This window comes from Roseivivax halodurans JCM 10272 (assembly GCF_000521785.1).
In the GTDB taxonomy this organism is placed as follows: Bacteria; Pseudomonadota; Alphaproteobacteria; order Rhodobacterales; family Rhodobacteraceae; genus Roseivivax; species Roseivivax halodurans.
In genome coordinates this window covers 44,453-70,087 of record NZ_JALZ01000016.1, presented here as the reverse complement: position 1 = coordinate 70,087, position 25,635 = coordinate 44,453, and the positions used below count along the sequence as shown (strand labels likewise).

The 25,635-nt window shown below is 66.1% G+C and carries 22 protein-coding genes; 13 read left to right on the top strand and 9 right to left on the bottom strand.

Annotated features, from left to right (window positions below):
• Nucleotides 1-103: 103 nt before the first annotated feature.
• The 6 genes from OCH239_RS14295 to OCH239_RS14270 all read right to left on the bottom strand — a co-directional run bounded on the left by OCH239_RS14295 (nt 104) and on the right by OCH239_RS14270 (nt 6,312).
• Nucleotides 104-829 carry a ThuA domain-containing protein gene (locus tag OCH239_RS14295; protein WP_037264028.1) on the bottom strand — a complete coding sequence of 242 codons (726 nt, stop codon included), beginning with the start codon at nt 827-829 and terminating at the stop codon, nt 104-106.
• Nucleotides 826-1,695, bottom strand: coding sequence for an NAD(P)-dependent oxidoreductase (locus OCH239_RS14290; protein WP_037264025.1), 870 nt, complete (start codon nt 1,693-1,695; stop codon nt 826-828). Before OCH239_RS14290 ends, OCH239_RS14295 begins: the two co-directional genes overlap by 4 nt.
• The gene (locus OCH239_RS14285; protein WP_037264022.1) at nt 1,695-3,200 is read right to left on the bottom strand and encodes a sugar ABC transporter ATP-binding protein; all 1,506 of its coding nucleotides are present in this window, start codon (nt 3,198-3,200) and stop codon (nt 1,695-1,697) included. Before OCH239_RS14285 ends, OCH239_RS14290 begins: the two co-directional genes overlap by 1 nt.
• The gene (locus OCH239_RS14280) at nt 3,197-4,249 is read right to left on the bottom strand and encodes an ABC transporter permease (RefSeq protein WP_084782486.1); all 1,053 of its coding nucleotides are present in this window, start codon (nt 4,247-4,249) and stop codon (nt 3,197-3,199) included. The genes OCH239_RS14285 and OCH239_RS14280 overlap by 4 nt, the downstream gene beginning before the upstream one ends.
• Before the next feature lie 14 nt (nt 4,250-4,263).
• Nucleotides 4,264-5,238: an ABC transporter permease gene (locus OCH239_RS14275; RefSeq protein WP_037264019.1), complete on the bottom strand. Its 975-nt coding sequence runs from the start codon at nt 5,236-5,238 to the stop codon at nt 4,264-4,266.
• A gap of 120 nt (nt 5,239-5,358) precedes the next feature.
• Complete coding sequence (locus OCH239_RS14270) at nt 5,359-6,312, bottom strand: sugar ABC transporter substrate-binding protein (RefSeq protein ID WP_037264016.1); 954 nt, start codon at nt 6,310-6,312, stop codon at nt 5,359-5,361.
• A 258-nt stretch (nt 6,313-6,570) separates the two neighbouring features.
• Between OCH239_RS14270 and OCH239_RS14265 the strand changes: the two genes are divergently transcribed.
• From OCH239_RS14265 to OCH239_RS14210, 12 genes are all read left to right on the top strand, one after another.
• Nucleotides 6,571-8,319: an ABC transporter substrate-binding protein gene (locus tag OCH239_RS14265; RefSeq protein ID WP_037264105.1), complete on the top strand. Its 1,749-nt coding sequence runs from the start codon at nt 6,571-6,573 to the stop codon at nt 8,317-8,319.
• Nucleotides 8,320-8,330: 11 nt separating this feature from the next.
• Nucleotides 8,331-9,137 carry an SDR family NAD(P)-dependent oxidoreductase gene (locus OCH239_RS14260; RefSeq protein ID WP_037264013.1) on the top strand — a complete coding sequence of 269 codons (807 nt, stop codon included), beginning with the start codon at nt 8,331-8,333 and terminating at the stop codon, nt 9,135-9,137.
• A 91-nt stretch (nt 9,138-9,228) separates the two neighbouring features.
• Nucleotides 9,229-10,527 (top strand): M24 family metallopeptidase, encoded by a 1,299-nt coding sequence (locus OCH239_RS14255; protein ID WP_037264010.1) that lies wholly within the window; start codon nt 9,229-9,231, stop codon nt 10,525-10,527.
• 98 nt (nt 10,528-10,625) lie between these two features.
• Nucleotides 10,626-11,603, top strand: coding sequence for a thiamine pyrophosphate-dependent dehydrogenase E1 component subunit alpha (locus OCH239_RS14250; protein WP_037264007.1), 978 nt, complete (start codon nt 10,626-10,628; stop codon nt 11,601-11,603).
• A 10-nt stretch (nt 11,604-11,613) separates the two neighbouring features.
• Nucleotides 11,614-12,609 carry an alpha-ketoacid dehydrogenase subunit beta gene (locus OCH239_RS14245; RefSeq protein ID WP_037264004.1) on the top strand — a complete coding sequence of 332 codons (996 nt, stop codon included), beginning with the start codon at nt 11,614-11,616 and terminating at the stop codon, nt 12,607-12,609.
• Nucleotides 12,599-13,918, top strand: coding sequence for a biotin/lipoyl-containing protein (locus tag OCH239_RS14240; protein WP_037264001.1), 1,320 nt, complete (start codon nt 12,599-12,601; stop codon nt 13,916-13,918). The genes OCH239_RS14245 and OCH239_RS14240 overlap by 11 nt, the downstream gene beginning before the upstream one ends.
• 14 nt (nt 13,919-13,932) lie before the next feature.
• The gene (locus tag OCH239_RS14235) at nt 13,933-15,381 is read left to right on the top strand and encodes an NAD-dependent succinate-semialdehyde dehydrogenase (RefSeq protein WP_037263998.1); all 1,449 of its coding nucleotides are present in this window, start codon (nt 13,933-13,935) and stop codon (nt 15,379-15,381) included.
• A gap of 5 nt (nt 15,382-15,386) precedes the next feature.
• A complete protein-coding gene (locus OCH239_RS14230; RefSeq protein ID WP_051489491.1) occupies nt 15,387-16,268 on the top strand; it encodes a 2-oxo acid dehydrogenase subunit E2 in 882 nt (293 codons plus the stop codon).
• A gap of 109 nt (nt 16,269-16,377) precedes the next feature.
• Nucleotides 16,378-16,869, top strand: a complete 492-nt coding sequence (locus tag OCH239_RS21725; RefSeq protein ID WP_051489490.1) for an OsmC family protein — start codon at nt 16,378-16,380, stop codon at nt 16,867-16,869.
• A 52-nt stretch (nt 16,870-16,921) separates the two neighbouring features.
• Nucleotides 16,922-17,983 carry a C4-dicarboxylate TRAP transporter substrate-binding protein gene (locus OCH239_RS14220; RefSeq protein ID WP_037263996.1) on the top strand — a complete coding sequence of 354 codons (1,062 nt, stop codon included), beginning with the start codon at nt 16,922-16,924 and terminating at the stop codon, nt 17,981-17,983.
• Nucleotides 17,980-18,552, top strand: coding sequence for a TRAP transporter small permease subunit (locus OCH239_RS14215; RefSeq protein WP_051489489.1), 573 nt, complete (start codon nt 17,980-17,982; stop codon nt 18,550-18,552). The genes OCH239_RS14220 and OCH239_RS14215 overlap by 4 nt, the downstream gene beginning before the upstream one ends.
• A 3-nt stretch (nt 18,553-18,555) precedes the next feature.
• The gene (locus OCH239_RS14210; protein WP_037263993.1) at nt 18,556-19,923 is read left to right on the top strand and encodes a TRAP transporter large permease; all 1,368 of its coding nucleotides are present in this window, start codon (nt 18,556-18,558) and stop codon (nt 19,921-19,923) included.
• 164 nt (nt 19,924-20,087) lie between these two features.
• Here OCH239_RS14210 and iolG read toward each other — a convergent pair whose 3' ends face one another.
• Both iolG and OCH239_RS14200 read right to left on the bottom strand, forming a co-directional pair.
• Nucleotides 20,088-21,113 (bottom strand): inositol 2-dehydrogenase, encoded by a 1,026-nt coding sequence (iolG, locus tag OCH239_RS14205; RefSeq protein ID WP_244430360.1) that lies wholly within the window; start codon nt 21,111-21,113, stop codon nt 20,088-20,090.
• Nucleotides 21,113-22,714: a GMC family oxidoreductase gene (locus OCH239_RS14200; protein ID WP_037263989.1), complete on the bottom strand. Its 1,602-nt coding sequence runs from the start codon at nt 22,712-22,714 to the stop codon at nt 21,113-21,115. The genes iolG and OCH239_RS14200 overlap by 1 nt, the downstream gene beginning before the upstream one ends.
• A gap of 156 nt (nt 22,715-22,870) precedes the next feature.
• Here OCH239_RS14200 and OCH239_RS14195 point away from each other — a divergent pair, with 156 nt between their 5' ends.
• Nucleotides 22,871-24,574, top strand: a complete 1,704-nt coding sequence (locus OCH239_RS14195; protein WP_037263987.1) for an extracellular solute-binding protein — start codon at nt 22,871-22,873, stop codon at nt 24,572-24,574.
• Between the two features lie 60 nt (nt 24,575-24,634).
• Here OCH239_RS14195 and OCH239_RS14190 read toward each other — a convergent pair whose 3' ends face one another.
• Nucleotides 24,635-25,624, bottom strand: coding sequence for a sugar ABC transporter substrate-binding protein (locus tag OCH239_RS14190; protein WP_037263986.1), 990 nt, complete (start codon nt 25,622-25,624; stop codon nt 24,635-24,637).
• Nucleotides 25,625-25,635: the final 11 nt, after the last annotated feature.

Sequence of the window (25,635 nt, the reverse complement as noted above, 5' to 3'; positions counted from 1 at the left end):
GCCGCCTCTTTTGGCGCGGCAACATCGTTCTGCGTCAGCTCGAAGGTCGCTGATGACCGGCGTCCGTCCTGCCCGCCGCAGCCGCTCTACAATGTGGAGCCGGTCAAGTTTTGGCAACGGCGGCACGCTTGCCCTCCGCCGCCCAGATCGCGCCGCGGCGCATCATTTCTGTGACCTGCGGCACCTTGAGATCGTTCAGCTCGTGTCCGATCGAGCAGTAATAGACGCGGCCGCGGTCCCAGCGACGCGTCCAGGCGACCGGGATCACGCTGCCCTCGATCCACCACAGGTGCTCGCCGGAGAATGTCGTCGTCGCGAGGACCTCGTTCGAGGGATCGACCAGCATGTAATATTGCTCGGACTTCAGGCGGAAGCTGCCGATGCCCTGCACCAGCGGATGGGCCGGTTTGCAGATCGTGACGTCGTAGTCGATGTAATCCTCGGCCGGTTGCAGGTTGTCGGGCCAGCCGGGGGGATGCGCGACGAACTGCCCGCCGATCAGGAAGTGGTAGGTCGGGCGGTCGCGGAAGGCGTCGCCCATATGGCCGTGCCAGCCGGCAAGGCCGCAGCCGTCGCCGACGAGCTTGAGAAGACCGTCCTCCTGCGGCTTGGTCATGTTGCCGAATTCTTCGCGGTGGCCCGAGCGCGCCGAAGACCAGATGGGCGTGATGAGGTCGACATCGGCAAGCTCGTCCGGACGCTCGAGCGGCTCGAGGGTGTCGTAGATGTCGACGTCAAAGCCGTTGGCCCGCAGAAGGTCGGTGTACCAGTCCGCAAAGGCGGTGGGGGTGTGACCCTCCCAGCCTCCGACGAAGAGCGCAGCTTTCATGTCCGGTCCTTTCTCGTGAATTCCAGGATCGAGGCCATGTCGCGGGCGCCGTAGCCCCGCGCCTCGGCCTCGAGCAGGCGGTCCAGCGTCACCCGGCCCTGCGGCATCGCGGTGCCGAGGCTTTCGGCGAGTTTGGACGTGACCTCCATGTCCTTGCGCGCGAGCGCGACGGTGAAGGTCACGTCATGCGCTGCCTCGTCGAGGTAGAGCGGCCGGCGGTAGGAGAGCATCGGCGCCGCCGCTGCGCTCGCCTCGATCACGTCGAAGGCCGAGGCCCGGTCGATGCCCGACACCTCGGCCAGGGTCAGCGCCTCGGCGAGCGTCTGGTTGATGCCGTGGATGAGCGAATTGACGGCGAGCTTCATCACCGCGCCCGCGCCGGGGCGGCCGAGGCAGATGGTCGCCTTGCCCATCGCGTCGAGTATCGGAGCAAGGGGTTCGGCCTGCTCCTCGGTGCAGCCCGCCATGATGAGAAGCTGCGCTTCCTCCGCCGCCTGCGTCGCGCCCGAGACCGGGGCGTCGATCACCTGCGTGCCCGCGGGAGCGGCGGCGACAAGCGCCTCGATATGGGCGGGACTCATGGTCCCCATCTCGACGAAGGTCCGCGCTCCGGTGGCGGCAAAAAGCCCGTCGCTGCCGAGGTGCACCGCCTCGGAGGAGGGATCGTCCGCGAGCATGGTGACGACGACCTCCGCGGCCTCCGTCAGCGCCTTCGGGGTCGCAGCGACGTGGCATCCGGTCTCCCCGGCCAGCGCTTCGGCCTTGCCGGCCGAGCGGTTCCAGACCGAAACCTCGTGGCCTGCGCGGACAAGGTTCCGCGCCATCGGGGCGCCCATGCGGCCAAGTCCCGCAAATCCGACGCGCATCAAGCGGCCCTGTCCGGAACGATGCCCGAGATCGCCTGGATCAGGCTGTCCTCGGTGACCTCTTCGGAGGTGAACTCGCGCATGACCTTGCCGGAATACATCGCGACGATGCGGTCCGAGACGTGCAGCACCTCCGGCATCTCGGAGCTGATGACGATCACCGCGTAGCCCTGCGCCGCCAGGTCCCGGATCAGGTTGTGGATCTCGGATTTCGAGCCGACATCGATGCCGCGGGTCGGCTCGTCCACGATCAGGACCTCGGGGCGCATCGACAGCCACTTGCCGATGACGATCTTCTGCTGGTTGCCGCCCGAAAGGTTGCCGACGGTCTGCCGCCAGCTCGGCGTGCGGATGTCGAGCTTGTCTTTGTATCGGTCGAATATCTCGATTTCGGCCCCGTCCGAAACGAAGGGCCCCGAGGTCAGTCCGTCGACCTGCGGCAGGGTCATGTTGTCCCGGCAGTTCATGCCGAGCACCAGCCCCTGCCCTTTGCGGTCCTCGGGCACGAGGCCGATGCCCTGCCGGATCGCGTCGATGGGCGAGGTGATCCGCGCCTCCTTGCCGTCGATCCGGATCGTTCCGGCATCGGGCGTGCGCAGCCCGAAGAGGGTCTCGGCGATCTCGGTCCGGCCCGCGCCGACGAGACCGTAGAAGCCCAGCACCTCGCCCTTGCGGACGTTGAAGCTGACGTCCCGGTAGAGATGCCCGCAGGAGAGGCCCCGGACCTCCAGCGCGACCTCGCCCAGCTCGTGGTGCGAGGCGTTGCGGGACAGATCGAGGCTGCGCCCGATCATCAGCTGCGTGACCTCGTCCTCGCTCGTGTCCTTCGTCACCAGCGTTCCGCGATAGGAGCCATCGCGCAGCACGCTGATCCGGTCGGTGATGCGGAAGATTTCCTCCATCCGGTGCGAGATGTAGATGATCCCGACGCCCTTCTTCTGCAGGTCCGCGATCACGTCGAAGAGCACCGACTTCTCGGCATCCGTAAGCGAGGCGGTCGGCTCGTCGAAGATCACCGCCCTGGGATCGACGGTCAGTGCGCGGGCGATCTCGACCATCTGCTGGTTGGCGATCGACAGGTCCCCGACCCGCGTCCTCGCGTCGAAGCGCACGCGCAGCTGCGACAGGATCGCGTCGGTTTCGGCGTAGAGCCGGGCCCAGTCGACGCGCCCGAAGCTCTTGCGGGGGAGCTCGCCGAGAAAGATGTTCTCGGCCACCGTCAGTTCGTCGGCGAGGCTGAGCTCCTGATGGATGAAGACGACGCCCTTGCCCTTCGCCTCGATTGGCGAGGTCATCACCGTCGGCTGTTCGGCGATATAGATGCGCCCCTCGTTGGGCTGCAGGATGCCGCCGAGCACCTTCATCAGGGTGGATTTCCCGGCGCCGTTCTCTCCCATCAGGGCGTGCACCTCGCCGGGGCGGACCTCGAGGTCCACGCCGTCGAGCGCGCGCACGCCGGGGAAGGTCTTCACGATGCCTTCGAGTCTCAGGACGGGCTGGGTCATATCTTCAGCTCCTCGCTGCCCTTACGGTTGAGCTGCCGGTCGAGGAACAGCACCGCGATGAGGATGAGGCCGATCACGAGGTTCACCGTCTCGGTGTCGGCGCCGATATAGCCGAGGCCCTTGCGCAGAAGCTGGATCGCGATGACGCCCCCGAGGGTCGAGATGATCGATCCGTAGCCGCCGGAAAGCTTCGTGCCGCCGAGCACCACGGCGGTGATGGCCCAGAGCTCGTAGAGCATCCCGTCGTTGGGGTTCACCGACCCGCTCTCGGAGTAGAAGACCACCGCAGACAGCGCTGCCAGAAAGCCGATCAGCATGAAGTTGATCAGGAAATGCGGCCCGACGCGGATGCCTGCGTTGACCGCCGCCTCGCGGTTGTTGCCGATGGCGTAGGCGTTGCGGCCATGCACCGTGCGGGTCATCACCAGCCAGAGCACCAGAACGGTCCCGAGCAGGAACCACGTCGCGGTGTGGAGCCCGAGGAACTGCGCCTCGGCGAAATCGACCAGCGTCCAGTTGAGATGGCTCGTCGGCTGCTCGCCGTTATACATGAAGACGAGGCCCCGGTAGCCGAGCATCGAGCCCAGCGTGACGATGAAGGCATCGACGCCAGTCTTCCACACGATCAGACCGTTGATCGCGCCGAGCACCACGCCCGTCCCGAGCGCGAAGAGCCACGCGAGAGGGATCGCCCAGTCGCCCATGGCGGCCATGAACGGCCAGGTCATGCTGTCGAGCAGCACGATTGCCGAAAGGGCGAAGGTGGCGCCGACCGACAGGTCGATATTGCCGTTGATCATGATGATCGTCATGCCGAGCGCGATGATCCCGATCGGCGCGGATTGCTTGAGCAGCAGGAGCATGTTGTCGAGATCGAGGAACGCGGTGTCCGAGACCGACAGGAACCGCCCGGCCACGCTGAAGAAGATCAGCTCGAGCACGACGAAGCCCCAGATAGCGCCCTGCACGAAGAGGGCCGAGCGGCTCTTGCGCGGCGGTGTATCAGCCTCGACCGGCGAGGCGATCGGCTGCGGGGTGGATTGCGACATTGTGGCGACCTCCGTCATGCGATGGGCGACCAGAGGCGGCTGCGCTTGGCCGCGACGTCGAGCCAGACCGCGAGGATGATGATCACCCAGGTCACGACGTACTGGACGTAGAATTCGAGCCCGATGAGCAGGAGCCCGTTCTGGATGAAGCCGAGGATAAGAACGCCGATCACCGTCTTGAAGATCGTGCCCGATCCGCCGAGGAGCGAGGCGCCCCCGAGGATGACCGCGGCCAGGACCTCGAGCTCCATCCCCTGCCCCACGGTATTCTGCGAACCGAGCGAGCGGCTGGCCTGCATCAGGCCGGCGGTGGCGACGCAGGCGGCCGAGATGATGTAGGTCATGAACACGACACGGGCCCTCGGCACGCCCGAGAAGGTGGCGGCGGTGCCGTTGCCGCCCACGGCGTAGACCTTGCGGCCGAACGGCGTCTTCGAGAGCACGAGGCTCAGCACCACGGCGGCGAGCGCGAACATCAGGATCGGCACCGGCACCCCGGCGATCGAGCCTCGGCCGAAGAACCCGAACCACGTGCCCCACTTGTCGGCGATGTCCATGTTCTGCCCGCCCGACCACATGAGCGTCAGCCCGTGGATCGCCGAGAGCATCCCCAGCGTCACGATCAGCGAATTGAGGCGCAGATACCCCACGAGAAACCCGATGAAGGCGCCGAGGCACAGCGTCAGCGCGAACATAGCCGGAATGGCGAGCGTCGGCCCGAGCGTGTCGTGCAGGTCGAGCACCACGATGGTCGAGAACGACATCATCGAGCCGACCGACAAGTCGAGGTTGCCGCCGATCACCACGAAGGTGACGCCCAGCGCCATCACACCGAGGATGGCGGAGGACCGGATCACGCCGGACACGTTGTCGATGTCGATGAAGCGCGGGTTGGCGATCGCGAAGACGATCATGAAAACCACGAACGCAACGAGGATCCCTTGCCGAGCGAGCAGCCCGCCGATCCCGGCCTTGGTCAATGCCGTCATGCTCTCCTCCCAAATCGCATTTGTCTGATCTGATGGACGCCGATTTCCGGATCGTCCTCATGACCCTGTGGGCGCGGGGCCTTTCAGCCCCGCACCCGGGCCGGTCGTCGTGGGGGGAGGTCAGAAGACCGGCTTGTCGAACTCTTGCATGTTGTCCTGGGTGATCTTCGGCGTGTCGAAGTAATTCAGCTTCGGCACGTCCTCGCCGTTCAGCACGTCGATCGCCGTTTGAAGCGCAGCCTCGGCGTCGTCCACCGGCGATTGGTAGATCGAGCCCCAGTATTCGCCCGCGGCCATCGCATCGTAGCCGACGGCGAAGTTGGTGGCGCCGACGAAGGTGATGTCGCCCGCGCGTCCCGCGGCCTTGGCGGCATTGAGGGCGCCGACGCCCATGTTGTCGTCACCGGCATAGACGCCGTCGATGTCGTCGTACTTGGTCAGGAAAGCCTCCATGACCTGCTGCGACTTCTCGCGGTTCCAGTCGCCGGGCTGCGTTTCCATGAGCTCGACGTCGGGGCAGACCTCGGGCAGGCGCTCCTCGAAGCCCTGCGCCCGCTCGATCGCGGTGGTGTAGCCGGGCTGCCCTGAGATCTGGACGATCTTCGCCTCGGTCTCGATGCCGTCGGCCTTGAACTTGTCGCACATGATCTCGGCGGCGCGCTGGCCCTGGGTGATGTTGTCGGGGCCGGAGAAGGACGCGATGAAGTCCTGTCCCTGCTCGGCGATGTTGGAGTTGGTGACGATCACCGGAATGTCGGCCTGAGACGCCTTGCGCACGGCGGGAATGACCGCCTCGCCGTTGGTCGGCCAGATGATGATGGCGTCGACCTGCTGCTGGATGAGGTCCTCCATCTGCGCGATCTGGCGGGCGACGTCGCCGCCGGCGTCGAGCACCACGGTCTCGACCGCGTCGTTGGCCTCGGCCGCAGCAATGAACGCCTGCTCGTAGGTGGTCTGGTAGCTGTCCACGCCGACGTTGTTCTGCGTGATGCCGATGATCATGGTGTCCTGCGCCATCGCGGCCCCGGTCAGCATGGTCGTCGCGGCAAGCGCGGCAGTGAGCGTTCTTGTCATTGGTCGTCCTCCCTATGGGTCAATCCCTGCGATTGCGGCTGTCCTCCCAGCCCCCGGGGGAATCGCCCGGCGCAATCTGCGCTTATCCAGCGGCATTTTCGGCTTCACCAAACGTCCAGTTTTTGTCCATATCGATTATTTTTTTATCCATATTGGACACATTGTACCTATGGGATGCCTCTCATTCTGGACAATCAAGGAGGAGCGATCATGGCGACCGGCCCCGATCGGACCAAACCACAACGCGTCGGACAGGACATGACCACGATCACCGCAGAACATATCCAATCCGGACATCCCGGCGCCGACGCGCAGCCGGGTGCGGAGCTGGAGCGTGTGGTGTCCTTCCTGAGCGAGCTGAGCCTCGAGATCGACACCGCGCTCGATCCCACGACGCCGAACCCGCATCTCAACATGATCCTGCACCTGATGCGCGGACATATCGAGGGCAAGCTTGTGTCGGCCTCCTCGATGGTCGCAGCCTCGCGCGTTCCCTACGCCACCGCGATGCGCAAGCTCGCCGGCATCCAGGATGCGGGTCTCGTCGAGCAGCGGCCGCGCACCAAGACCGGCAAGAGCTTCTCTCTGCATCCGAGCGCGACGTTGCTCGAGCGGTTCAACGAGTTGGCCGGCCGGATCGACCGGATCGCCTCCGGCGCCTTCGGGGGCGGTGCGCCTGCGCAGGATTACTTCTTCGGCGGCTCGTACCAGCCCGGGCAGGCGAAGATCCCGCCGCCCGCCGCGCTGCCCCGCCCGGTCAAGCTGCCCGGCGGCATGCGCATTCTGGTTCACGGCGATCCGACCTTCCTGGTGATGGGCAATCTCAAGCGGCAGTTCGAACAGCTCGTCGGCACCGACATTCACCAGCGGGCCTTCTCGATCGACCGCCTGCGCGAGGAGGCGCTGCGCAACGCCTCCCGCGCCAAGAGCCGCTACGACCTCATCGCGCTCGATCTGCCCTGGCTCGGGGAATTCGTCGCCAAGGGCCTGATCTGCCCCCTGCCCGACATCATGGACGTGGAGCGGCTCGATCCGTCCGACTTCCACACCGCGGGCTGGCGCGCGGCGCATTGGAACGGCGTGCCCTACGGCGTTCCGAGCCAGACGACGCCGGAGCTCATGTTCTATCGCAAGGACTGGTTCGCGGACGAGGGGCTCGAGCCGCCGACCACCACCGACCGTGTCCTCGACGCCGCCGCGCGGTTCCACAACTCGCGGGCCGGACGCTACGGCGTCGCCTGGAACGCGGCCCGGGGCACCGCGCTCGGCCACAGCTTCATGATGACCTGCGCCGCTTTCGGGCAACCGGTTCTCGATCTCGACAGGATCGCCGGCGGGTTCGACGCCGACCACCTCGAAGGCCGCCCCTTCCGCCCGATGTTCGACAGCCCGCAAGCGCTCGCCGCCGCGGAATACCTCATGGAGCTGATGCGCTTCTCGCCGCCAGACATCCTGTCGATGTCTTGGTACGAGCGTGTGCGCCCCTACGCCGCCGGGAAGGTGGCGATGGCCTACGGCTACACGCTGCTCGCCCCCTATTTCGAGCTCGACGATTCCTGCCCGGCGCACGGCAATACCGGGTACCTGCCGCATCCGCACGGCCCCGCGGGCGCCCCGATCGCGCCGGTCGGCGGCTACGTGCTTTGCGTGCCGTCGAACCTCGCCGCGGACCGCGTTCAGGACACCGTCGATGCGCTCTGCGTCTTCACCTCGCCCGGCGCGCAGAAGCTCTACGCCCAGAACGGCAGCCGCACCTCGCCGCGCTATTCGGTCGGCGCGGACCCCGAGGTCCGGCGGCTCAGCCCGATCTTCGAGCTGGTCGACCAGATGTCGTGGCGCGACGAGCTGCAATTCTGGCCGCGCCCGCCGATCCCGCAGATCTCCGAGATCATCGGAATCTGCGGCCACGAGCTTCACGACATGCTCCGCGGCATCGTCGCGCCCGAGGACGCGCTCGCGCGCGTTCAGGCTCGCGTGGAAGAAATACTATCAAGGACAGTGACTTAGGGAGGAACTTCATGGACACCGAACGCCTCAAGGGCAAGAACGTCCTCATCACCGGCGCAGGCCGCGGCATGGGTGCCGCCAATGCCGAACATTTCGCCGCGCAGGGCGCGAATGTCTGCCTCGGCGACATCGACGAGGGCGCAGCGCAGGAGACCGCCGAGCGCATCAATGCCAAGGGCAACGGCCGCGCCATCGCCGTGCGCATGGACGTCACCGAGCGCGAGGACAACCGCGCCGCGGTCGAGGCGACGGTGTCCGAATTCGGCATGATCAACGTGGGCGTCTTCAACGCCGGTCTCAACAAGCCGCGCTTCTTCATGGACATCGACGAGGACAACTGGGACCTCATCATGAATGTGAACACCAAGGCGATGTGGCTCGGCATGCAGGAGACCGCGCGCCAGATGATCGCGCAGGGCAAGCAGGACTATCCCTACAAGCTCATCAACGTCGGCTCCATCGCCTCGCGCAAGCCGCTGGTCGACGTGACCGTCTACTGCACCTCGAAATACGGCTGTCTCGCGCTCACCCATTGCGGCGCGGTCGCTCTCTCCGAGCACAACATCACCGTGAACGGCTATGCGCCCGGCGTGGTGGTCACTCCCCTCTGGGAGCAGCTCGACAAGGATCTCGTCGATATCGGCTTCAAGCAGAAGGAAGGCCAGGCCTACGAGGACATCGTCCGCGATGCGCTGCAGATCAAGCGCGTCTCCTATCCCGACGACGTCATCGGCACGGCCGCGTTCCTCTGCTCCTCCGACAGCGACTACATGACCGGCCAGATGATCCACATCGACGGCGGCTGGTGCATCCAGTGACCTTTCGGGCGGACCCGCACGTCCGTCCCTGTTCCTGACCTTTTCCGACACATTTGACGGGGCCGCTCGCGCCCCGGGAAGGACCGATCCCATGTCCCGTGCCCTCAAGCCCAACCTGCTCACGCCGCAGGACGCCCAGCCGAACTGGCAATGGGAGAAACGCCTGCCGGCGTCAGGCCACATGTCCGTCGATTTCGAGCGCCGGATCGACCACGACCGGCTCCGCAGGTACCGCCTCGCCCGGACCAAGCAGGCGCTCGAGGCCTCCGGGGCGGGCACGCTCCTGCTCTTCGACGTCAACAACATCCGCTACGTCTCGGCCACCAAGATCGGCGAATGGGAGCGGGACAAGATGTGCCGCTTCTGCCTGCTGACCGGCGACGACAGCCCCTATGTCTGGGATTTCGGCTCGGCCGCGGTGCACCACCAGAAGTATTCGGACTGGCTCGAGCCCGATCACTGCCTCGCCGGCGTCGTCGGCATGCGCGGGACGATCCCGCCCGAATTCGGTCTGATGCGGAAATACGCCAAGCAGATCGCCCAACTGATCAAGGACGCGGGCATGTCGGACATGCCGGTCGGCGTCGACTATGCCGAAACGGCGATGTTCCACGCCCTGCAGGAAGAGGGCATCAAGGTCGTCGACGGCCAACAGATCATGCTGGCCGCGCGCGAGATCAAGAACTGGGACGAGATCCAGCTCCTGACCCAGGCGGCGAGCATGGTCGACGGCGTCTACCACATGATCTGGGAAGAGCTGAAACCGGGCATCCGCGAGAACGACATCGTCGCGATGTCCAACAAGATGCTCTACGAGATGGGCTCGGACGACGTCGAGGCGATCAACGCGATTTCGGGCGAGCGCTGCAACCCGCATCCCCACAACTTCACCGACCGCTATTTCCGCCCCGGCGATCAGGCCTTCTTCGACATCCTGCAGTCCTACCAGGGCTACCGGACGTGCTACTACCGCACGTTCAACATCGGGCGTGCGACGCCGGCGCAGACCGACGCCTACGTGAAGGCGCGCGAATGGATCGACGCCTCGATCGAGGCGATCAAGCCCGGCGTGACCACCGATCAGGTCGCCAAGCTCTGGCCCAAGGCCGAGGAATTCGGCTTTCCGAACGAGGACGCGGCCTTCGGGCTCCAGTTCGGTCACGGGCTCGGCCTCGCGCTGCACGAGCGGCCGATCATCTCCCGCGCGGTGTCGCTCGATCATCCGATGGAGATCCAGACCGGGATGGTCTTCGCGCTCGAGACCTACTGCCCCGCCGCGGACGGCTACTCGGCCGCGCGGATCGAGGAGGAGGTCGTGGTGACGGAAACCGGCGTCGAGGTGATCTCGCTCTTCCCCGCCGAAGAGCTGCCGATCGCGAACCGCTACTGACGCAACCGGCCGGGGGCTCTGCCCCCGGACCCCCGGGATATTCGGATCAAGAAGAAGACAGGGGCGCGGGAGTGAGCCTGCGCGGGAGGACCCGAGACATGGCCCAGGCCAAGACGAATACGGAAGATTACCTGCGGATGTACCGCCAGATGGTCCGCATCCGCACCTTCGAGGACAATGCCAACCAGCTCTATCTCTCGGCCAAGATGCCGGGGCTGACGCATATGTATTCCGGCGAGGAAGCGGTCGCGGTCGGCATCTGCGAGGCGCTGACCGACGACGACCGCATCACCTCGACCCACCGGGGCCACGGCCATTGCGTCGCCAAGGGCGCCGAATTCAAGGAGATGTTCTGCGAGCTTCTCGGCAAGGCCGAAGGCTATTGCCGCGGCAAGGGCGGCTCGATGCACATCGCCGACCAGAGCCACGGAAACCTTGGCGCGAACGCCATCGTCGGCGGCTCCATGGGGATCGCGACGGGCTCGGCGCTGCGCGCGAAGCTCCTCGGGCAGGACGACGTGACCGTCTGCTTCTTCGGCGACGGCGCGACGGCACAGGGCCTCTGGTACGAGGTGATGAACATGGCCGCGCTCTGGTCGCTGCCCGTCATCTATGCCTGCGAGAACAACGGTTATTCGGAATACACCAAGACCGAGGAGATCGCCGCGGGGTCGATCACCGCGCGGGCCGAGGCCTTCGGGATCGAGGCCCATCAGGTCGACGGGCAGGACGTGCTCGCCGTCAACGAGCTGACGCAGAAGCTGGTCGCCCGCGCGCGCAAGGGCGAGGGCCCGTTCTTCATCGAGCTGATGACCTACCGCTACCACGGCCACCACGTCGGCGACATCAACCGCGAATACTACCGCTCGAAGGACGAGGAGAAGGACTGGAAGGAGAACCGCGACCCGATCATCCGCTTCCGCGCCCACCTCGTCTCGGAAGGCATCGCCAGCGAGGAGGAGATCGAGGCGATCAACGCCGAGGTCGAGAAGGATGCCAGCGCGGCGGTCGCCTATGCCGAGGCCGCCGCCTACCCCCCGGCCGACGAGGTCGACATGCACATCTACGCGGACTGAGGAGAGCGACATGCGAGAGATCACCCTGTCCCAGGCCGTGAACGAGGCCATCGCCGAGGAAATGCGGCGCGATCCGTCGGTCTTCCTGCTCGGCGAGGACGTCGCCGAGGCGGGCACGCCCTTCAAGGTGCTGTCGGGCCTCGTGGAGGAATTCGGCACGGGCCGCGTGCTCGACACGCCGATCTCGGAGCCCGGCTTCGTCGGCATGGCGGTCGGCGCCGCGATGACCGGCGCGCGGCCCATCGTCGATCTGATGTTCGGCGATTTCATCTACCTGGTGATGGACCAGCTCTGCAATCAGGCGGCCAAGCAGCATTACATGTCGGGCGGCAAGCTGACCGTGCCGATGGTGCTGCGCACCAACATGGGCGCGACGCGCCGCTCGGCCGCGCAGCACTCCCAGTCGCTGCAGGCGCTGGTGGCGCATATCCCGGGTCTGAAAGTGGCTATGCCGTCCTCGGCCTACGAGGCGAAAGGTCTGATGAAGACCGCGATCCGGGACAACAACCCAGTCGTGATCTTCGAGGACAAGCTCATGTACCAGGACAAGGCGCCGGTGCCCGAGGAGGAATACCTCATCCCCTTCGGCGAGGCCAAGGTGAAGCGCGACGGGCGGGACATCACCCTCATCGGCACCTCCTCCATGGTGCAAGTGGCCGAGAAGGCCGCCGAGATGCTCGCCAAGGAGGGTATCGAGGCCGAGGTGATCGACCCGCGCACCATCGTGCCGCTGGACGAGACGACGCTGCTGGAGAGCGTGAAGAAGACCTCGCGCGCCATCGTCATCGACGAGGGGCATCAGAGCTACGGCGTGACCGCCGAGATCGCGAGCCGGCTCAACGAGAAGGCGTTCTACCATCTCGACGCGCCGGTCCTGCGCATGGGTGCGATGGACGTGCCGGTGCCGTTCTCGCCCGCGCTCGAAGATCTGACCGTGCCGACGCCGCAGGGCGTGGTGGAGAATGCCCGCCGCCTCTGCGCGGGGGAGATGATCCATGCCGCATGAGGTGACGATGCCCCAGCTCGGCATGGCGCAGGATGCCGGGCGGCTCGTCGCCTGGCTGAAGGCGCCGGGCGATGCGGTCAGGAAGGGCGAGGCGCTCTTCGAGGTCGAAACCGACAAGGCGACGATGGAGGTCGAGGCGCAGGGCGACGGCTTTCTCACCGGCGTCGTCGCGGCCGAGGGCGACGACGTGCCCGTCGGCCAGGTCATCGCGAAGATCTCGGAGAGCGCGGACGATGTCGAGGCGGCCCCGGCCGCTCCGGCGGCCGCGGAAGCCTCTGCCGAGGCGCCGGGCGGCGATGCCCTTCCCGAGGGCCGCGCGGTGACCATGCCGCAGCTCGGCATGGCACAGGATGCGGGGCTGCTGGTCGGCTGGAGCGTCGCGCTCGGAGACAAGGTCGGCGCGGACGATCCGCTTTTCGAGGTCGAGACCGACAAGAGCGCCATGGAGGTGCCCGCGGGCGTCGACGGCTACCTCGCCGCCACGCTGGCCGAGGCCGGCGAGGAGGTGCCGACGGGCGAGGCCGTCGCGATCATCTCGCCGGAGCCGCCTGCAAGCCCTGTCGCCCGGAGCCGGGCCGAGGCCGGCGGCGCACCGGAGCCCGCTGCGGAGGCCCCTGCCCCGACACCCGAGACGACAAAGGCTCCCGCCAAGGCCAAGGCTGCGCCTGCGCCTGCGCCTGCGCCGGCTCAGAGCGGGCGCATCCTCGCCTCACCCAAGGCGCGGCGGCTTGCGCTGGAACAGGGGCTCGACCTCTCAAGGCTCGCCGAAGCCGGGCACCCGCAACCCTACCATGTCGCCGACCTCGAGACGCTGCGTGCGATGCCCGCGGCGCAAGCCGGCGCCGACGCTGCGCCGGCGGCCGCCACGCAGCGCCTCGTCGCGGAGACCGAGAGTGACGGTCTGCCCGGCTTCGTCGCCTGGGCGGCCGGGGCGCATGGGCTGGACGATCCCGATGCGATCGTCGCGGGCCTCGCGGGGGCGAGCCTCGACGCCGAAGAAACGCGCATCGTCGCGATCGAGCGCTTCGGAGCCACCCGGGCCTTCGCCGTCCATCCCGGCCGGCGACTCGGGCAGGTCGAGGCCGCGGACGGCGTGCCGCATCTCGTCATCCGCGATCTGCGGGGCAAGGCGATCCGGGGCGTGGAGCTCGGCTCCGGGTCCGCGCCGGTGCTCACTCTGATGCCGCGCGGTGCGGGGCTGACCATCACGCTGGAGGCCGCGCCGGGGCAGCTCGACGCGCAGGCCGCGATCCGGCTTCTCACCGAATTCGCAGGCCGGGCCGAAGACCCGCTCCGGCACCTGCTCTGACAAGGGAAGAGACCATGACCGACCAAGGCAAGATCGACCCGCTTCACACCGATCTCTGGATCGAAGGCGCGTGGCACGGCAGCGACGACCGCTTCGACGTGATCAATCCCGCCACCGAAGAGGTGCTCGCCTCCGTGGCGTCCGCGGACACGTCCCACGCCGATGCGGCCCTCGATGCCGCCGAGCGCGCGATGGCGGAGTGGGCCGCGCGCACGCCGCGTGCCCGGTCGGAAGTGCTGCGCAAGGCGTGGGAGCTGATGACCGCACGGCTCGACCATTTCGCCCACCTCATCACGCTCGAGAACGGCAAGGCGGGCAATGACGCGAAGGGCGAGGCGACCTACGCCGCCGAGTTCTTCCGCTGGTTCGCCGAGGAGGCGGTGCGTGCCGACGGCATGATCACCCATGCGCCCGCGTCCGGCGCCCGCATCATGGTCCAGCACAAGCCCGCGGGCCTCGCCGTGCTGGTCACGCCCTGGAACTACCCCGCCGCGATGGGCACGCGGAAGATCGCGCCGGCGCTCGCGGCGGGCTGCGGCGTGATCATCAAGCCCGCCTCCGAGACACCGCTCACCATGCTCGCGCTGATGCCGCTGCTCGAAGAGGCGGGCGTTCCGAAAGGCCTCGTCAACGTGCTGCCCTCGAAGCGGACCGGGGCGCTCGTCGATCACATGCTGCACGATCCGCGGGTGCGCGTGGTCAGCTTCACCGGCTCGACCGGCGTCGGGCGCAAGCTGCTGAAATCCGCGTCGGACCAGGTGCTGAAACCGGCGATGGAGCTTGGCGGCAACGCCCCCCTCGTGGTCTTCGACGACGCCGATCTCGACACGGCCGTCGAGGGCACGATGCTCGCCAAGATGCGCAATCTCGGCGAGGCCTGCACCGCGGCGAACCGCATCTACGTGCACGCGGCCGTGGCCGAGGAGTACACCAAACGCCTGACCGCGCGCATGGCCGCGCTCAAGGTCGGCGACGGCACCGACCCCACGGTCGATGTCGGCCCGCTGGTCAATGCCGACACGCGCGACAAGGTCGCCGAGTTCGTCGCCGACGCCGTCGCCAAGGGCGCGAAGGTCGAATGCGGCGGTGAGGCGCCGGACGGCAAGGGCTTCTTCTACCCGCCGACCGTGCTCTCAAACGTCTCGGAGGATGCGGCCTGCGTGCATGACGAGATCTTCGGGCCCGTCGCCGCGATCCAGACCTTCACCGACCAGGAGGACGTGATCCGGCGCGCCAATGACACCGAATACGGGCTCGTCGCCTACGTCTTCTCCGAGGATTTCAAGCGCGCCCTGCAGGTCTGCGAACGGCTCGACTACGGCATGGTCGGGCTCAACCGCGGCCTCGTCTCGGACCCGGCGGCCCCGTTCGGCGGCACCAAGCAATCGGGCCTAGGGCGCGAGGGCGGTCACGAGGGCATGCTCGAATTCATGGAAACCCAATACATCTCGGCGAGCTGGTGAGCGACATGAGCGACGTGAAGACGAGCCCCTCCACCCGCAAGCTGGCGCAGGAAAAGGGCATCGATATCGACGCGCTGGCCCGCGATCTCGGGCGCAACACGATCGGGCCCGAGGATCTGGCGGGCGGTCAGGGCGGGAAGACCGCCCCTTCGGGCGACACCTCCTACTGGGACGTCGATCATGCGCAATACGGGGCCGTGACCGAGGAACCGATGAGCCGCTTCGCGAAGGTCGCCGCCCGCAATCTCGCCGCGGCGCAGGCTCTCATTCCTGCGGTGACGCATCACGACCGCGCGGATGTCTCGTCGATCGAGGCGCTCCGGAAGGCCTGGAAGACCGACGCGCAGGCGCGCGGGGTGAAGCTGACCGCCCTCGCCTTCCATGTCGCCGCGCTCTCGCGGTGCCTGCGCGAGTTCCCCCGCTTCAACGCCTCTCTGACCCCGGACGGCGAGACGCTGATCCTCAAGGATTTCGTCCATGTCGGGATCGCCGTCGACACCGCGCACGGGCTCATGGTGCCGGTGATCCGCAACGCCGACCACAAGGGCCTCTGGCGCATCGCGGCCGAGATCGCCGATCTCGCGGGACGGGCTCAGGCCCGCAAGGTCGGCCCGGACGAGATGGGCGGCGCGTCGATGACGATCACCAATCTGGGCGGGATCGGCGGCACCGCCTTCACGCCCATCGTGAACCCGCCGGAGCTCGCCATTCTCGGCATCACCCGGACCGAGACCGTCACCGTCTGGCAGGACGATACGCCGCGACCCGTGCCGATGGCACCGCTCGACCTCAGCTACGATCACCGCGTGATCAACGGGGCCGACGCCGCACGCTTTCTCGCCCGCTACGCCGCGCTCATCGCGGAACCGCGCCACCTGCTGATCTGACGCCGTCCGCCATGTCCACATCGGATGTCATCGCGTGTGAGCGGACGCCATGCGGACATTCTCACGACCAAACGACTGCGCAGGTCGCGCAGACCACAGGAGACCGATCATGCCGCAAGACCCAATCTTCGAGGTCGTCTTTCAATCCGAGGGTGTCTGCGTCGGGAAACTGCGCAACGAGGTCACCAACACCGCCCACAAGCCGTTCCAGGTGTCGCGCATGCTGCCCACCGACGAAGGCCCGTTCCAGGGCGGCGAAGACACCTCGCCGACACCGCTCGAGTTCTTCCTGACCGGCCTCGTGGGCTGCCTGATGACCCAGATCCGGGTCTTCGCGAAGAAGAAGAAGATCGATCTGCGCGAGCTGACGGTGAATTGCCGCGCGCATTGGGAGGCGCTGGCGGATCCGGACGTTCCCTATGCCGCGCGGCCCGTCGGTTTCGAGATCGACGTGGCGGTGGAGAGCGAGGCCGAGGAAAGCCAGGTGCGCGATCTGATCGACGGAGCCCGGAGGGGCTGCTTCGTCGAGGCGACGCTCGCCCAGGCGAACGACATCCGCCACACGCTGCGCCTCAACCAGCGGGAGGCCGTCGAGATCTGACGGCCCGCCGTCGCCCCGTCCGGGGCATCCAACATCAAGGGAGGAAGAAACCATGAAGAAATCGACGCTCATTGCAGGCCTGCTGGCCTCGGCCGTCTTCGCGATGCCGGCCCAGGCCCAGGAGGAGATCGACGTCACGATCGTTTCGGGCTTCTCGCCCTCCGTGGCGGTGGTCAAGCTGCTTCAGGAAAGCTTCATGCCGGGTGTCGACGAGCGCCTCGCAGAGGCGGGCGAGTACAGGATCAACTGGCGCGAGGCCTTCTCGGGAACGCTGGCCAAGCCGGCGGGAGAGCTCGAGGCGATCCAGACCGGATTGGCCGACATGGGCGTCATCCCGACGGGGTTCCATGCCGACAAGCTGCCGGTTTACCAGATCGGCTACGTCACGCCCTTCACCACGACCGACCTCGTGCTGATCCACGAGGTGGTCGATGGGCTCGTCGAGAAATATCCCGCCTTCGGAGAAACCTGGGACGCGCTGAACCAGGTCTCGCTGTCGGCCAGCGGCATTCCCGACAACTACATCATCTGCTCCGCGGAGCCGATCGAGACCGTTGCGGACATCGACGGGCTCAAGATCGCGGGAGCAGGTCCGAACCTGCGCTGGATCGAGCCGGCCGGCGCCACCGGCGTGACCGGAACGCTCGGCAACTTCTACCAGCTGGTCGAGACCGGGGTCGCGGACGCGATGCTCGTCTGGGGCGAGTCGGTGGTGTCTCTCAAGTTCTACGAGGTCTGCGACAACTACTTCAACGCGCAGCTCGGCGGCGTGAATTCCTACGTCATCAACGCCAACAAGCAATCGTGGGACAGCTACCCCGAACCGGTCCAGCAGGCGATGGTCGAGGCCGCCAAGGAGTTCGGCGTGGATCTCGGAGAATTCGCGGCCGAACTCGGCGAGCAGGCCCGCGACACGGTCGTCGAGAACGGCGGCAAGGTCATCGAGATCGATCCCGCCGAGCGCGACGAATGGGCGGCGACATTGCCCAACCTCGCGCAGGAATGGGCCGCGGCGCTCGAGGAGCGGGGCGTGCCCGCGAATGACATCCTCGCGGACTACATGCAGGCGATGCGGGACGCCGACCAGCCGGTCGCGCGCCAGTGGGACCAGTGACGGGATATGACGACAATGGCGGCGGGAGCGAAAGCTCCCGCCCGGGACTCTTCGACAGCGCGGTGCCCGAGCCGACACCGGTGCTGACGCCGCTCACAACCGCGACGAACACGGTCGGCGCGCTGGTCGTCCTCGCCATGGTGGTCATCGTCAACATCGACGTCTTCGGGCGCTGGCTGGCGAACTCGCCGCTCGCCGGCACGCTGGAGCTGACCGAGATGGGCGTCGTGGCCGTGGTCTATCTCACCGTTGCGCACGCGGTGGCCGGAAAGCGTCTGACGCGGTCCGACGCGCTCCTCGGCCTTCTGGAGCGGCGCGGGAGCTGGCGCACCGGCGCCGTGCTGCGGCTCGCCTTCAATGTCGCGGGGGTCGTCGTCTTCACGCTGATCGCCTGGGGACAGGGACCGCGCCTCGTCGACGCCTGGACGCGCGGATACTTTAAGGGGAACGTCGGGATCTTCACGGCCCCCACCTGGCCCCTCGAGGCCATCATGCTCCTGGGAGCCACCGCCGCGGCCCTGCAATTTCTGGTGCTCGCGATGCGCCGCCTGCGCGATCTGAAAGGATAAACGATGACCGGCCTCGAACTCGGCCTGATCTCGGTCGGCGCGATCGTTCTGCTCATCTATGCCGGAATGCATGTCGCGGTGGCGCTGAGCCTCGTGTCCTTCGTGTCGGTCTGGATCCAGAACGGCGATCCCTGGCTCGCGGCGCAGCTTCTCACGCTGGCGGCCTCGGACGGTGTGGCCGACCAGACCTTCGCGGTGATCCCGCTCTTCGTGATGATGGGCCTGATCATGTCGGCCTCGGATGTGGGCCGCGATGCCTACGATGTCGGGGACTACTTCCTGCGGCGGGTCCGCGGCGGGCTCGGCCTCGCGACGGTCGGCTCGAACGCTGTCTTCGCGGCGGTCACCGGCGTCTCCATCGCCTCGGCCGCGGTCTTCACCCGCGTCGCTGTGCCGGAGATGCTGCGTCTCGGATACTCCCCACGCTTTGCCGTCGGGACGGTCGCCGGCTCTTCGGTGCTGGGTATGCTGATCCCGCCGTCGATCCTGCTGATCATCTACGCCATCCTCACCGAGCAATCGATCGGCATGATGTTCTTTGCCGGCATCGGACCGGGCATCATCCTCTCGACGGTCTATTGCGCGGGCATCGTCGCGATGGCCTATCTCACACCCGGCTTCGTGTTCGACCGCACGGGCCGCTTCGCCACGCCGGATGGCGCCCAAGTCGAAGGCGGTTTCTCTCCGCAGGACATCCCCCCGCCCCACCGCACCGTGGCCGAAATCGTCGCAAAATCCGCCCCGCTGATCGGCCTCATCGGGATCGTCCTCGGCGGTATCTACGGCGGCGTCTTCACGCCGACCGAAGCCGGAGCCGTTGGCACGTTCGCTGCGCTGGTCCTCGCAATCGTGCGCCGCAAGCTGACGCTGTCCGGCTTCTGGGAGGTCCTGAAAGAGACCGGACATCTCACCGCGGCGGTCTGCTTTCTCGTCATCGCGGCGACGATGTACACCCGCTCGCTCGGCCTTGCCGGCGTGCCGCTGGAGATCGGCGGCCTGGTGCAGACGGCGACCGACAGCTTCCTGCTGGTGATCCTCGTCTACGTTCTGGTCATCCTGTTCCTCGGCACGATCATCGACAGCGTCTCGATCATCCTGATCATGGTCCCCCTGTTCCTGCCCGTGATGCAGAGCTTCGGCGCCGATCCGATCTGGTTCGGAATCCTGACCGTGATCGCGGTGGAGGTGGGATTGCTGACGCCGCCGCTCGGCATGGCCTGTTTCGTTATCAAGGGCTGCCTCGACGATCCGCGCATCACGCTTGGCGATGTGTTTCTTGGTGCGGCCCCTTTCGCGCTGATGATGGTGCTTGTGCTCGCCCTGCTGACGGCGGTGCCGGACCTTGTGTACATCAATCGGTGGTTCGGCTGAGCGTCGGGGATCGGGGCCGGATGACTGCGTTCCGGCCCCATGAGGCCCATGGGCGACGGTTACGGCATCAAAGCTCGGAAACGATGGTAACCGGGATTGAGGGCCATTCGGCGGTCAAAGAGATCCGAGGTTGAGCGCTTGTCTTTGCGGTACAGCCAGGGACATCAACTGCTTTCGTGCGACCGGCGGTAATCCGGCACTTCGGCATGTCCCGATTTCGCCGATTTTGCGCAGGCAAGCGCAATGGCAAGCGCGGCGCGGCCGTCGTCGGCGGTGGCGGAAGGAGCCCGGCCCTCGGTGACGGCCGCGTAAAACTCATCGAGTGCATGATCGAAGGACAGATCGTACCGTTCGAGAAAAAAGTGCTTGAGCGGCTCGCGCGCAGCCGTGCGGCGACTGTCCCATCGCACGAGATTGTCTTCGCGGTGATTGACGGTCTGAATCATTCCCGCATCGCCAGCGGCCTCGAGACGCTGGTCGAAACCGTAGGCACAGGCACGCGAATTGTTCACGTGAACCAGCGCGCCCGAGGGCATCTTCAGCGTCGTCATGGTCAGGTCGAAATCGCCCTCGGCCCCGATCCGCGGATCGAACATGCACGATCCCGCGGCATACACTTCGACCGGTCTTTCGCCAGCGATCCAGCACAGGAGGTCGATGTCGTGGATCGTTGCGTCCACGAAGTACCCCCCCGATGCCCGGACATAGTCGATGGGCGGCGGAGAGGGCTCTCGCGACCAGCTCATCAGCATGGTGAGCCTGCCGATCTCGCCCGACCCGACCGCTTCGCGGAACGCCGCGTTGTCGGGATCGAAGCGGCGGTTGAACCCCACCATGAAGGGCACCGCATGGCGATCGAGCGCGGCAAGGGCCCGGTCGACCCGGTCCAAGGATTGGTCGATCGGCTTTTCGCAATAGATCGGCTTGCCCGCCTGCGCGGCCGCCTCGATGTAATCCAGATGCGTGTCGGTCGGGGTGGCGATCACGACCGCATCGACGCCGCGATCGGCCAGCACCGACGCGAGGTCGTCCATGGCGCGTCCACCGTATTGCGCGGCGGCCTTCTCGGCCGAGGCGATGCGCGGGTTGTAGATGACCTCCAGGCGTAGCCCGGGATGCGCGTTGATTTTGGGGCCGTAGACCTGGGCCATACGGCCGGTCCCCATGAGGGCAAGTCCGAGAGTCTCCATCAGGCGTACTCCTTGGCGTCCTGCAGGATCATCGACGCGGCCTTCTCGCCGATCATGATCGATGCGGCATTGGTGTTGCCGGTTACGATGCGCGGCATGATCGAGGCATCGGCAACCCGGAGCCCCTCAATTCCATGCACGCGCAGGCGCGGATCGACCACCGCATCCGCATCGATGCCCATCTTGCATGTGCCGACCGGGTGCAGCAGCGACAACCCGTGCGCCCGGCAATAGTCCAGAAGCTCGGCGTCGCTCTGCACCTCTTGGCCGGGGGATATCTCGTGGTCGACGCAGTCCGCCATAGGGGGAGTGGCCGCGATCCGACGCGCGAATTTCAGGCCGGCGATGGCGGCGCGACGGTCGGCCTCGTTTGCGAAGAAATTGAACCGGATCTCCGGCGGCACACTCGGATCCGGATCGGTGATCCGAACGTGACCGCGCGAGCTTGGGCGCATGTGTTCGGCGAGGATCGTGAACCCCGAAAACGGGTGCGGCTTGAGCTGTTCGTCAGTGCACCACGCCATGAACGTGACCATCATGTCGGGCCTGTCCACGTCTGACCCGGAGCGGATGAAGGTGTTGGAATAGTTGCCGTTGTCGGCGAACGGGCCGGTGCGGAACAGCAGGTGCCGCAACAGTTGAAGACCGCCCTTGATCTTGTTGTTGTAGAGGTCGTTGACGGTCGACCGAACACTGGAGCGGTACTCGGCGCCGATGCCGAAATGGTCCTGCAGGTTCTCGCCGACACCGGCCAGGTCATGCTCGACCGCGATCCCATGCTCCTGAAGAAGTGACCCCGGCCCGATGCCGGACACCTGGAGCAATTGCGGCGAGTTGAACGTCCCGCCGCTCAGGATGATCTCGGCCCGGGCTCGGGCGCTGTGGGGGCCGGAACGATCGGTCCAGCGGACTCCGGTGGCGCGGGCTCCTTCGAGGACAATGCGGTCGACCATGGCGTTCAGTCTCAGGTCGATGTTCTGTTTCGCCTTGCCGCGCAGGTATCCGGCGGCCGTGCTCCAGCGCCGGCCGTTCTTCGTCGTGGTCTGGACATAGCCCGTGCCCTCCTGGCTCAGGCCGTTGAAATCGTCGTTGCGCGGCACACCGAGCGTCTCGGAGGCGGCATGAAACGCCTCTCCGAGCGGGTGCTTGGTGCGGATATCCGAAACCGCAACCGGCCCGCCCGCGCCATGAAAGTCATCTGCGCCGCGTTCCTGATCCTCGCACGACTTGAAGAAGGGAAGGACATCGTTCCACCCCCATCCGGTGCAGCCCGCTGCTTCCCAGCCGTCAAAATCCTCGGGCTGGCCGCGCATGTAGATCATGCCGTTGATCGCGCCTGTGCCACCGAGGACCTTGCCGCGCGGCTGAAACAACCTTCGGTTGTTGAGGTGCGGCTCGGGCGCACTTTCGTAGCACCAGTTCACCTTGGGATTGGCGTAGAGCATCGAGTAGCCGAGCGGGATGTGAATGAACGGGTTGCGGTCAGGTCCGCCCGCCTCGAGCAGGAGCACCGAATGTCCCGCTTCGCCGAGGCGTCCTGCAACCGCGCACCCGGCGGATCCGGCGCCGATGACAATGTAGTCGTACTCGTTGGTCGTCATGAGGGCGCCCCCGCATCTGGTGTTGCGGAAAGCTGACACGGGGTCTCGCACCGGGAAAACCAGTCAAATATCAGATTTGGACGAAACCCGTCTGAACGGTGGGGAACGTGAGCCGTATCTGTTAGCCTGCATGCGGCGTGCTGCAGGAGGGGACGAATGACACGCGAAGAGCTTCTGCGAATACTGACATTCGTGGATTCCAACCGCGAGATCGCGGAAAAGCGCACGCCTCTGGCCACGGTCGACCCCCGCTGGAACATCGTTTCCTATGCCATGCGGCGGCACTTCGAGGGCAAGCTCGTGACCGTGACATCGGCGGCGATGGCGGCGGATGTGCCCTATGGCACGGCGATGCGCCGCATCTCCGAGCTGATCGACGAAGGACTGCTTCACAAGCGCCCCAAGTCCAGATCCGGCAAATCATTTTCGCTGCATCCGACGCGAACGCTCATCAGGGAGTTCGAGAGCTTTGCCATGCAGCTCAAGGTCGTAGTCGGCAATACGTTCGGCTTCACCACCACCGAGGGGGAGATCAGCGACTTCTACTTCGGCGGCTACTACATGGCCTCGCGCATCCTGCCGTATCCCAGCGCGATGCGCGTCGGAGTGGGCAACGACCGAACGATCCGGATTCTCGGATCCGTCGATCCGACGTTCAAAACCCTCAAGGAGTTTTCGTCCAATCTGGACGAGCTGTGCGGAACCAAGGTCGAGATCGTCAATCTTCCGCTCGATCAGCTGCATCGCGAGATCATGGAGAATTCGGAGCGTAAGACCTCGAAATACGACCTCGTGGCCGTGGACCTGCCGTGGATCGGCCAACTCGCTACCGAGGGCGTGATCGATCCGCTGGACGATCTGATGGAAGAGGCGCGCTACAATCCCTCCGATTTCCACAACGCCGCCTATCGCGGATCGTCCTGGAACAACCGGCAATACGGCTTGCCCATCCAGCCAACCGCAGAGCTTCTGTTCTGCCGGTCCGACCTCTTTGCGGAGGCCGGATTGGCGATCCCGAAAACCACGGAGGACGTGCTGCTGTCGGCCCGGGTCCTCCATCGCGCGGGTCTCAACCTCTCCGGCATCGTGATGAATTACGGGCGGGGCATTCCGGTGGCGCACACCTTCGTCCAGACGATGGCCGATTTCGGACAACCCGTCATAAACCTATCGCCGCTGGGCGACGAGTTCGATGTCGCGACGATCGAGAGGGAGAATTACCGACCCCAGTTGCAGAGCGATGCGGCGCGCGCGACGGCCGAGTTCCTGCTCGAGCTGGCAGAGTTCTCGCACAAGGAAAGCCTGGTCTGTAACTGGGATCGCCGCATCGACATCTTTTCCCGCGGTGAGGCAGCGATGACCTATGGATGGAGCATTCGCGCTGCGGCCTTCGAGCGAAATGAGACCGCGCAGGCGCACGGCAAGGTCGAATTCGTCCCGCATCCGCATGCTCCGGGAGCACGTACCGTTTCCCCGATCGGAGGGTTTTCCCTCGCGATCCCCGCGCAGCTCGATCCCCGCCGCAAGTCGTCGTCCTGGAAGGTGATGGAATATCTCACCCGCCCGGAGATGTTGAAATGGTACGTTCTGAACGGGAACCTCACGAGCCCACGATTCTCGACCAGCGCCGATCCCGAGGTTCAGGCCAGCAGCAAGATCATCGCGCAGGTCGACGGGATGGACCGGCGCGGTGAACTGCAGACATGGCCGCGACCACCGATTCCGGAATTCAGCTCCATCCTCGACGTGCTAGGGGACGAGATCCACATGATGCTCCAGCGCGTGCAGGGCATCGACGAGGCGCTGACGAAATCCCAGAACCGGATCGACGCGATCATGCGCGAGCGCGGTCACTTTTGATCCGGGAGGACGCGCAGGGGCCGCGCGTACGTGCGCGGCCCCCTGTAGAAGCGAGGGGTCTTACCAGGTCGGACGGTCGAACTCGTCCACGTTCTCCGGCAGGACCTTGGGCGTATCAATGCCCTGCATCTCGGGAACCTCGATGCCGTTGGCGACCTTGACCGCCGTCTGGATGGCGAGGATCGCATCGTCCACCGGCGATTGCTTGTTCGATCCCGAATGCCAGCCGGCCTTCATCGCGTCCCAGCCCTCGCCGAACTGGTTGCATGTCACCACCTTGACCTCTCCCGGTTCCTTGCCGGCCCCCTGCAACGCGCTGATGACGCCGAGGCCCATGCCGTCGTCGAACGCATAGACACCGTCGATCTCGTCGCCGAATTGCGTCAGGTAGGTTTCCATCACTGTCTGCGCCTTCTCGCGGTTCCATTCCGCGGTCTGGCTGGCAAGGATGGTCACGTCGGGATACTCGTCGGCGAGCTTGTCGAGAAAGCAGTTCTTGCGCAGGATCGAGACCGAGTAGCCGGGCGTGCCCTCGACGACGACGATGTCGCCTTCGCCGCCCAGCGCGTCGCCCAGCATCTCGGCCGCCTGTTCCGCCTGCGCGCAATCGTCCGGGCCGGTATGCGCCACGACATAGCGGCGCCCGGCCTCGCCGATCGGCGAGTTCGACGTGATCACAGGGATGTCCGAGCGGGACGCGTTGCGGATCGCCGGGATCAGGGCGTTCTGCGACGTCGGCCAGACGACGAGGGCATCGAGGCGCTGCGAGGCCATGTCCTGGATCTGGTTGAACTGCACGGCGGGATCTCCCTGGGGATCCATCACCGTCGCCTGGATCCCCAGTTCCTCGCTGTAGGATTCCGCGGTCTCGGCATACTTCGCCTGGTACGCGTTGGAGCCGGGATAGAGCACGGTGATCCCGATGCGCGTCTCGGACAGCGGTTTCTTCAGCTCACCGCCCAGCCAGTCCGGCGCCTCCTGGGCGCCTGCGGCCGTGGCGGACAGCACGACCCCGAGCGCGATCGCGGATGCTTTGGTGAAATGAGTCATGACTTCCTCCT

Excerpts from the sequence above, each read along its gene's own strand:
- OCH239_RS14240 (WP_037264001.1), top strand. The coding sequence starts at position 12,599 with ATGCCGCATGAGGTGACGATGCCCCAGCTCGGCATGGCGCAGGATGCC.
- OCH239_RS14230 (WP_051489491.1), top strand. The coding sequence starts at position 15,387 with ATGAGCGACGTGAAGACGAGCCCCTCCACCCGCAAGCTGGCGCAGGAA.
- OCH239_RS14270 (WP_037264016.1), bottom strand. The coding sequence starts at position 6,312 with ATGACAAGAACGCTCACTGCCGCGCTTGCCGCGACGACCATGCTGACC.
- OCH239_RS14235 (WP_037263998.1), top strand. The coding sequence starts at position 13,933 with ATGACCGACCAAGGCAAGATCGACCCGCTTCACACCGATCTCTGGATC.
- iolG (WP_244430360.1), bottom strand. The coding sequence starts at position 21,113 with ATGGAGACTCTCGGACTTGCCCTCATGGGGACCGGCCGTATGGCCCAG.
- OCH239_RS21725 (WP_051489490.1), top strand. The coding sequence starts at position 16,378 with ATGCCGCAAGACCCAATCTTCGAGGTCGTCTTTCAATCCGAGGGTGTC.
- OCH239_RS14265 (WP_037264105.1), top strand. The coding sequence starts at position 6,571 with ATGACCACGATCACCGCAGAACATATCCAATCCGGACATCCCGGCGCC.
- OCH239_RS14210 (WP_037263993.1), top strand. The coding sequence starts at position 18,556 with ATGACCGGCCTCGAACTCGGCCTGATCTCGGTCGGCGCGATCGTTCTG.
- OCH239_RS14190 (WP_037263986.1), bottom strand. The coding sequence starts at position 25,624 with ATGACTCATTTCACCAAAGCATCCGCGATCGCGCTCGGGGTCGTGCTG.
- OCH239_RS14245 (WP_037264004.1), top strand. The coding sequence starts at position 11,614 with ATGCGAGAGATCACCCTGTCCCAGGCCGTGAACGAGGCCATCGCCGAG.
- OCH239_RS14200 (WP_037263989.1), bottom strand. The coding sequence starts at position 22,714 with ATGACGACCAACGAGTACGACTACATTGTCATCGGCGCCGGATCCGCC.
- OCH239_RS14275 (WP_037264019.1), bottom strand. The coding sequence starts at position 5,238 with ATGACGGCATTGACCAAGGCCGGGATCGGCGGGCTGCTCGCTCGGCAA.
- OCH239_RS14280 (WP_084782486.1), bottom strand. The coding sequence starts at position 4,249 with ATGTCGCAATCCACCCCGCAGCCGATCGCCTCGCCGGTCGAGGCTGAT.
- OCH239_RS14295 (WP_037264028.1), bottom strand. The coding sequence starts at position 829 with ATGAAAGCTGCGCTCTTCGTCGGAGGCTGGGAGGGTCACACCCCCACC.
- OCH239_RS14290 (WP_037264025.1), bottom strand. The coding sequence starts at position 1,695 with ATGCGCGTCGGATTTGCGGGACTTGGCCGCATGGGCGCCCCGATGGCG.
- OCH239_RS14195 (WP_037263987.1), top strand. The coding sequence starts at position 22,871 with ATGACACGCGAAGAGCTTCTGCGAATACTGACATTCGTGGATTCCAAC.
- OCH239_RS14250 (WP_037264007.1), top strand. The coding sequence starts at position 10,626 with ATGGCCCAGGCCAAGACGAATACGGAAGATTACCTGCGGATGTACCGC.
- OCH239_RS14220 (WP_037263996.1), top strand. The coding sequence starts at position 16,922 with ATGAAGAAATCGACGCTCATTGCAGGCCTGCTGGCCTCGGCCGTCTTC.
- OCH239_RS14260 (WP_037264013.1), top strand. The coding sequence starts at position 8,331 with ATGGACACCGAACGCCTCAAGGGCAAGAACGTCCTCATCACCGGCGCA.
- OCH239_RS14255 (WP_037264010.1), top strand. The coding sequence starts at position 9,229 with ATGTCCCGTGCCCTCAAGCCCAACCTGCTCACGCCGCAGGACGCCCAG.
- OCH239_RS14285 (WP_037264022.1), bottom strand. The coding sequence starts at position 3,200 with ATGACCCAGCCCGTCCTGAGACTCGAAGGCATCGTGAAGACCTTCCCC.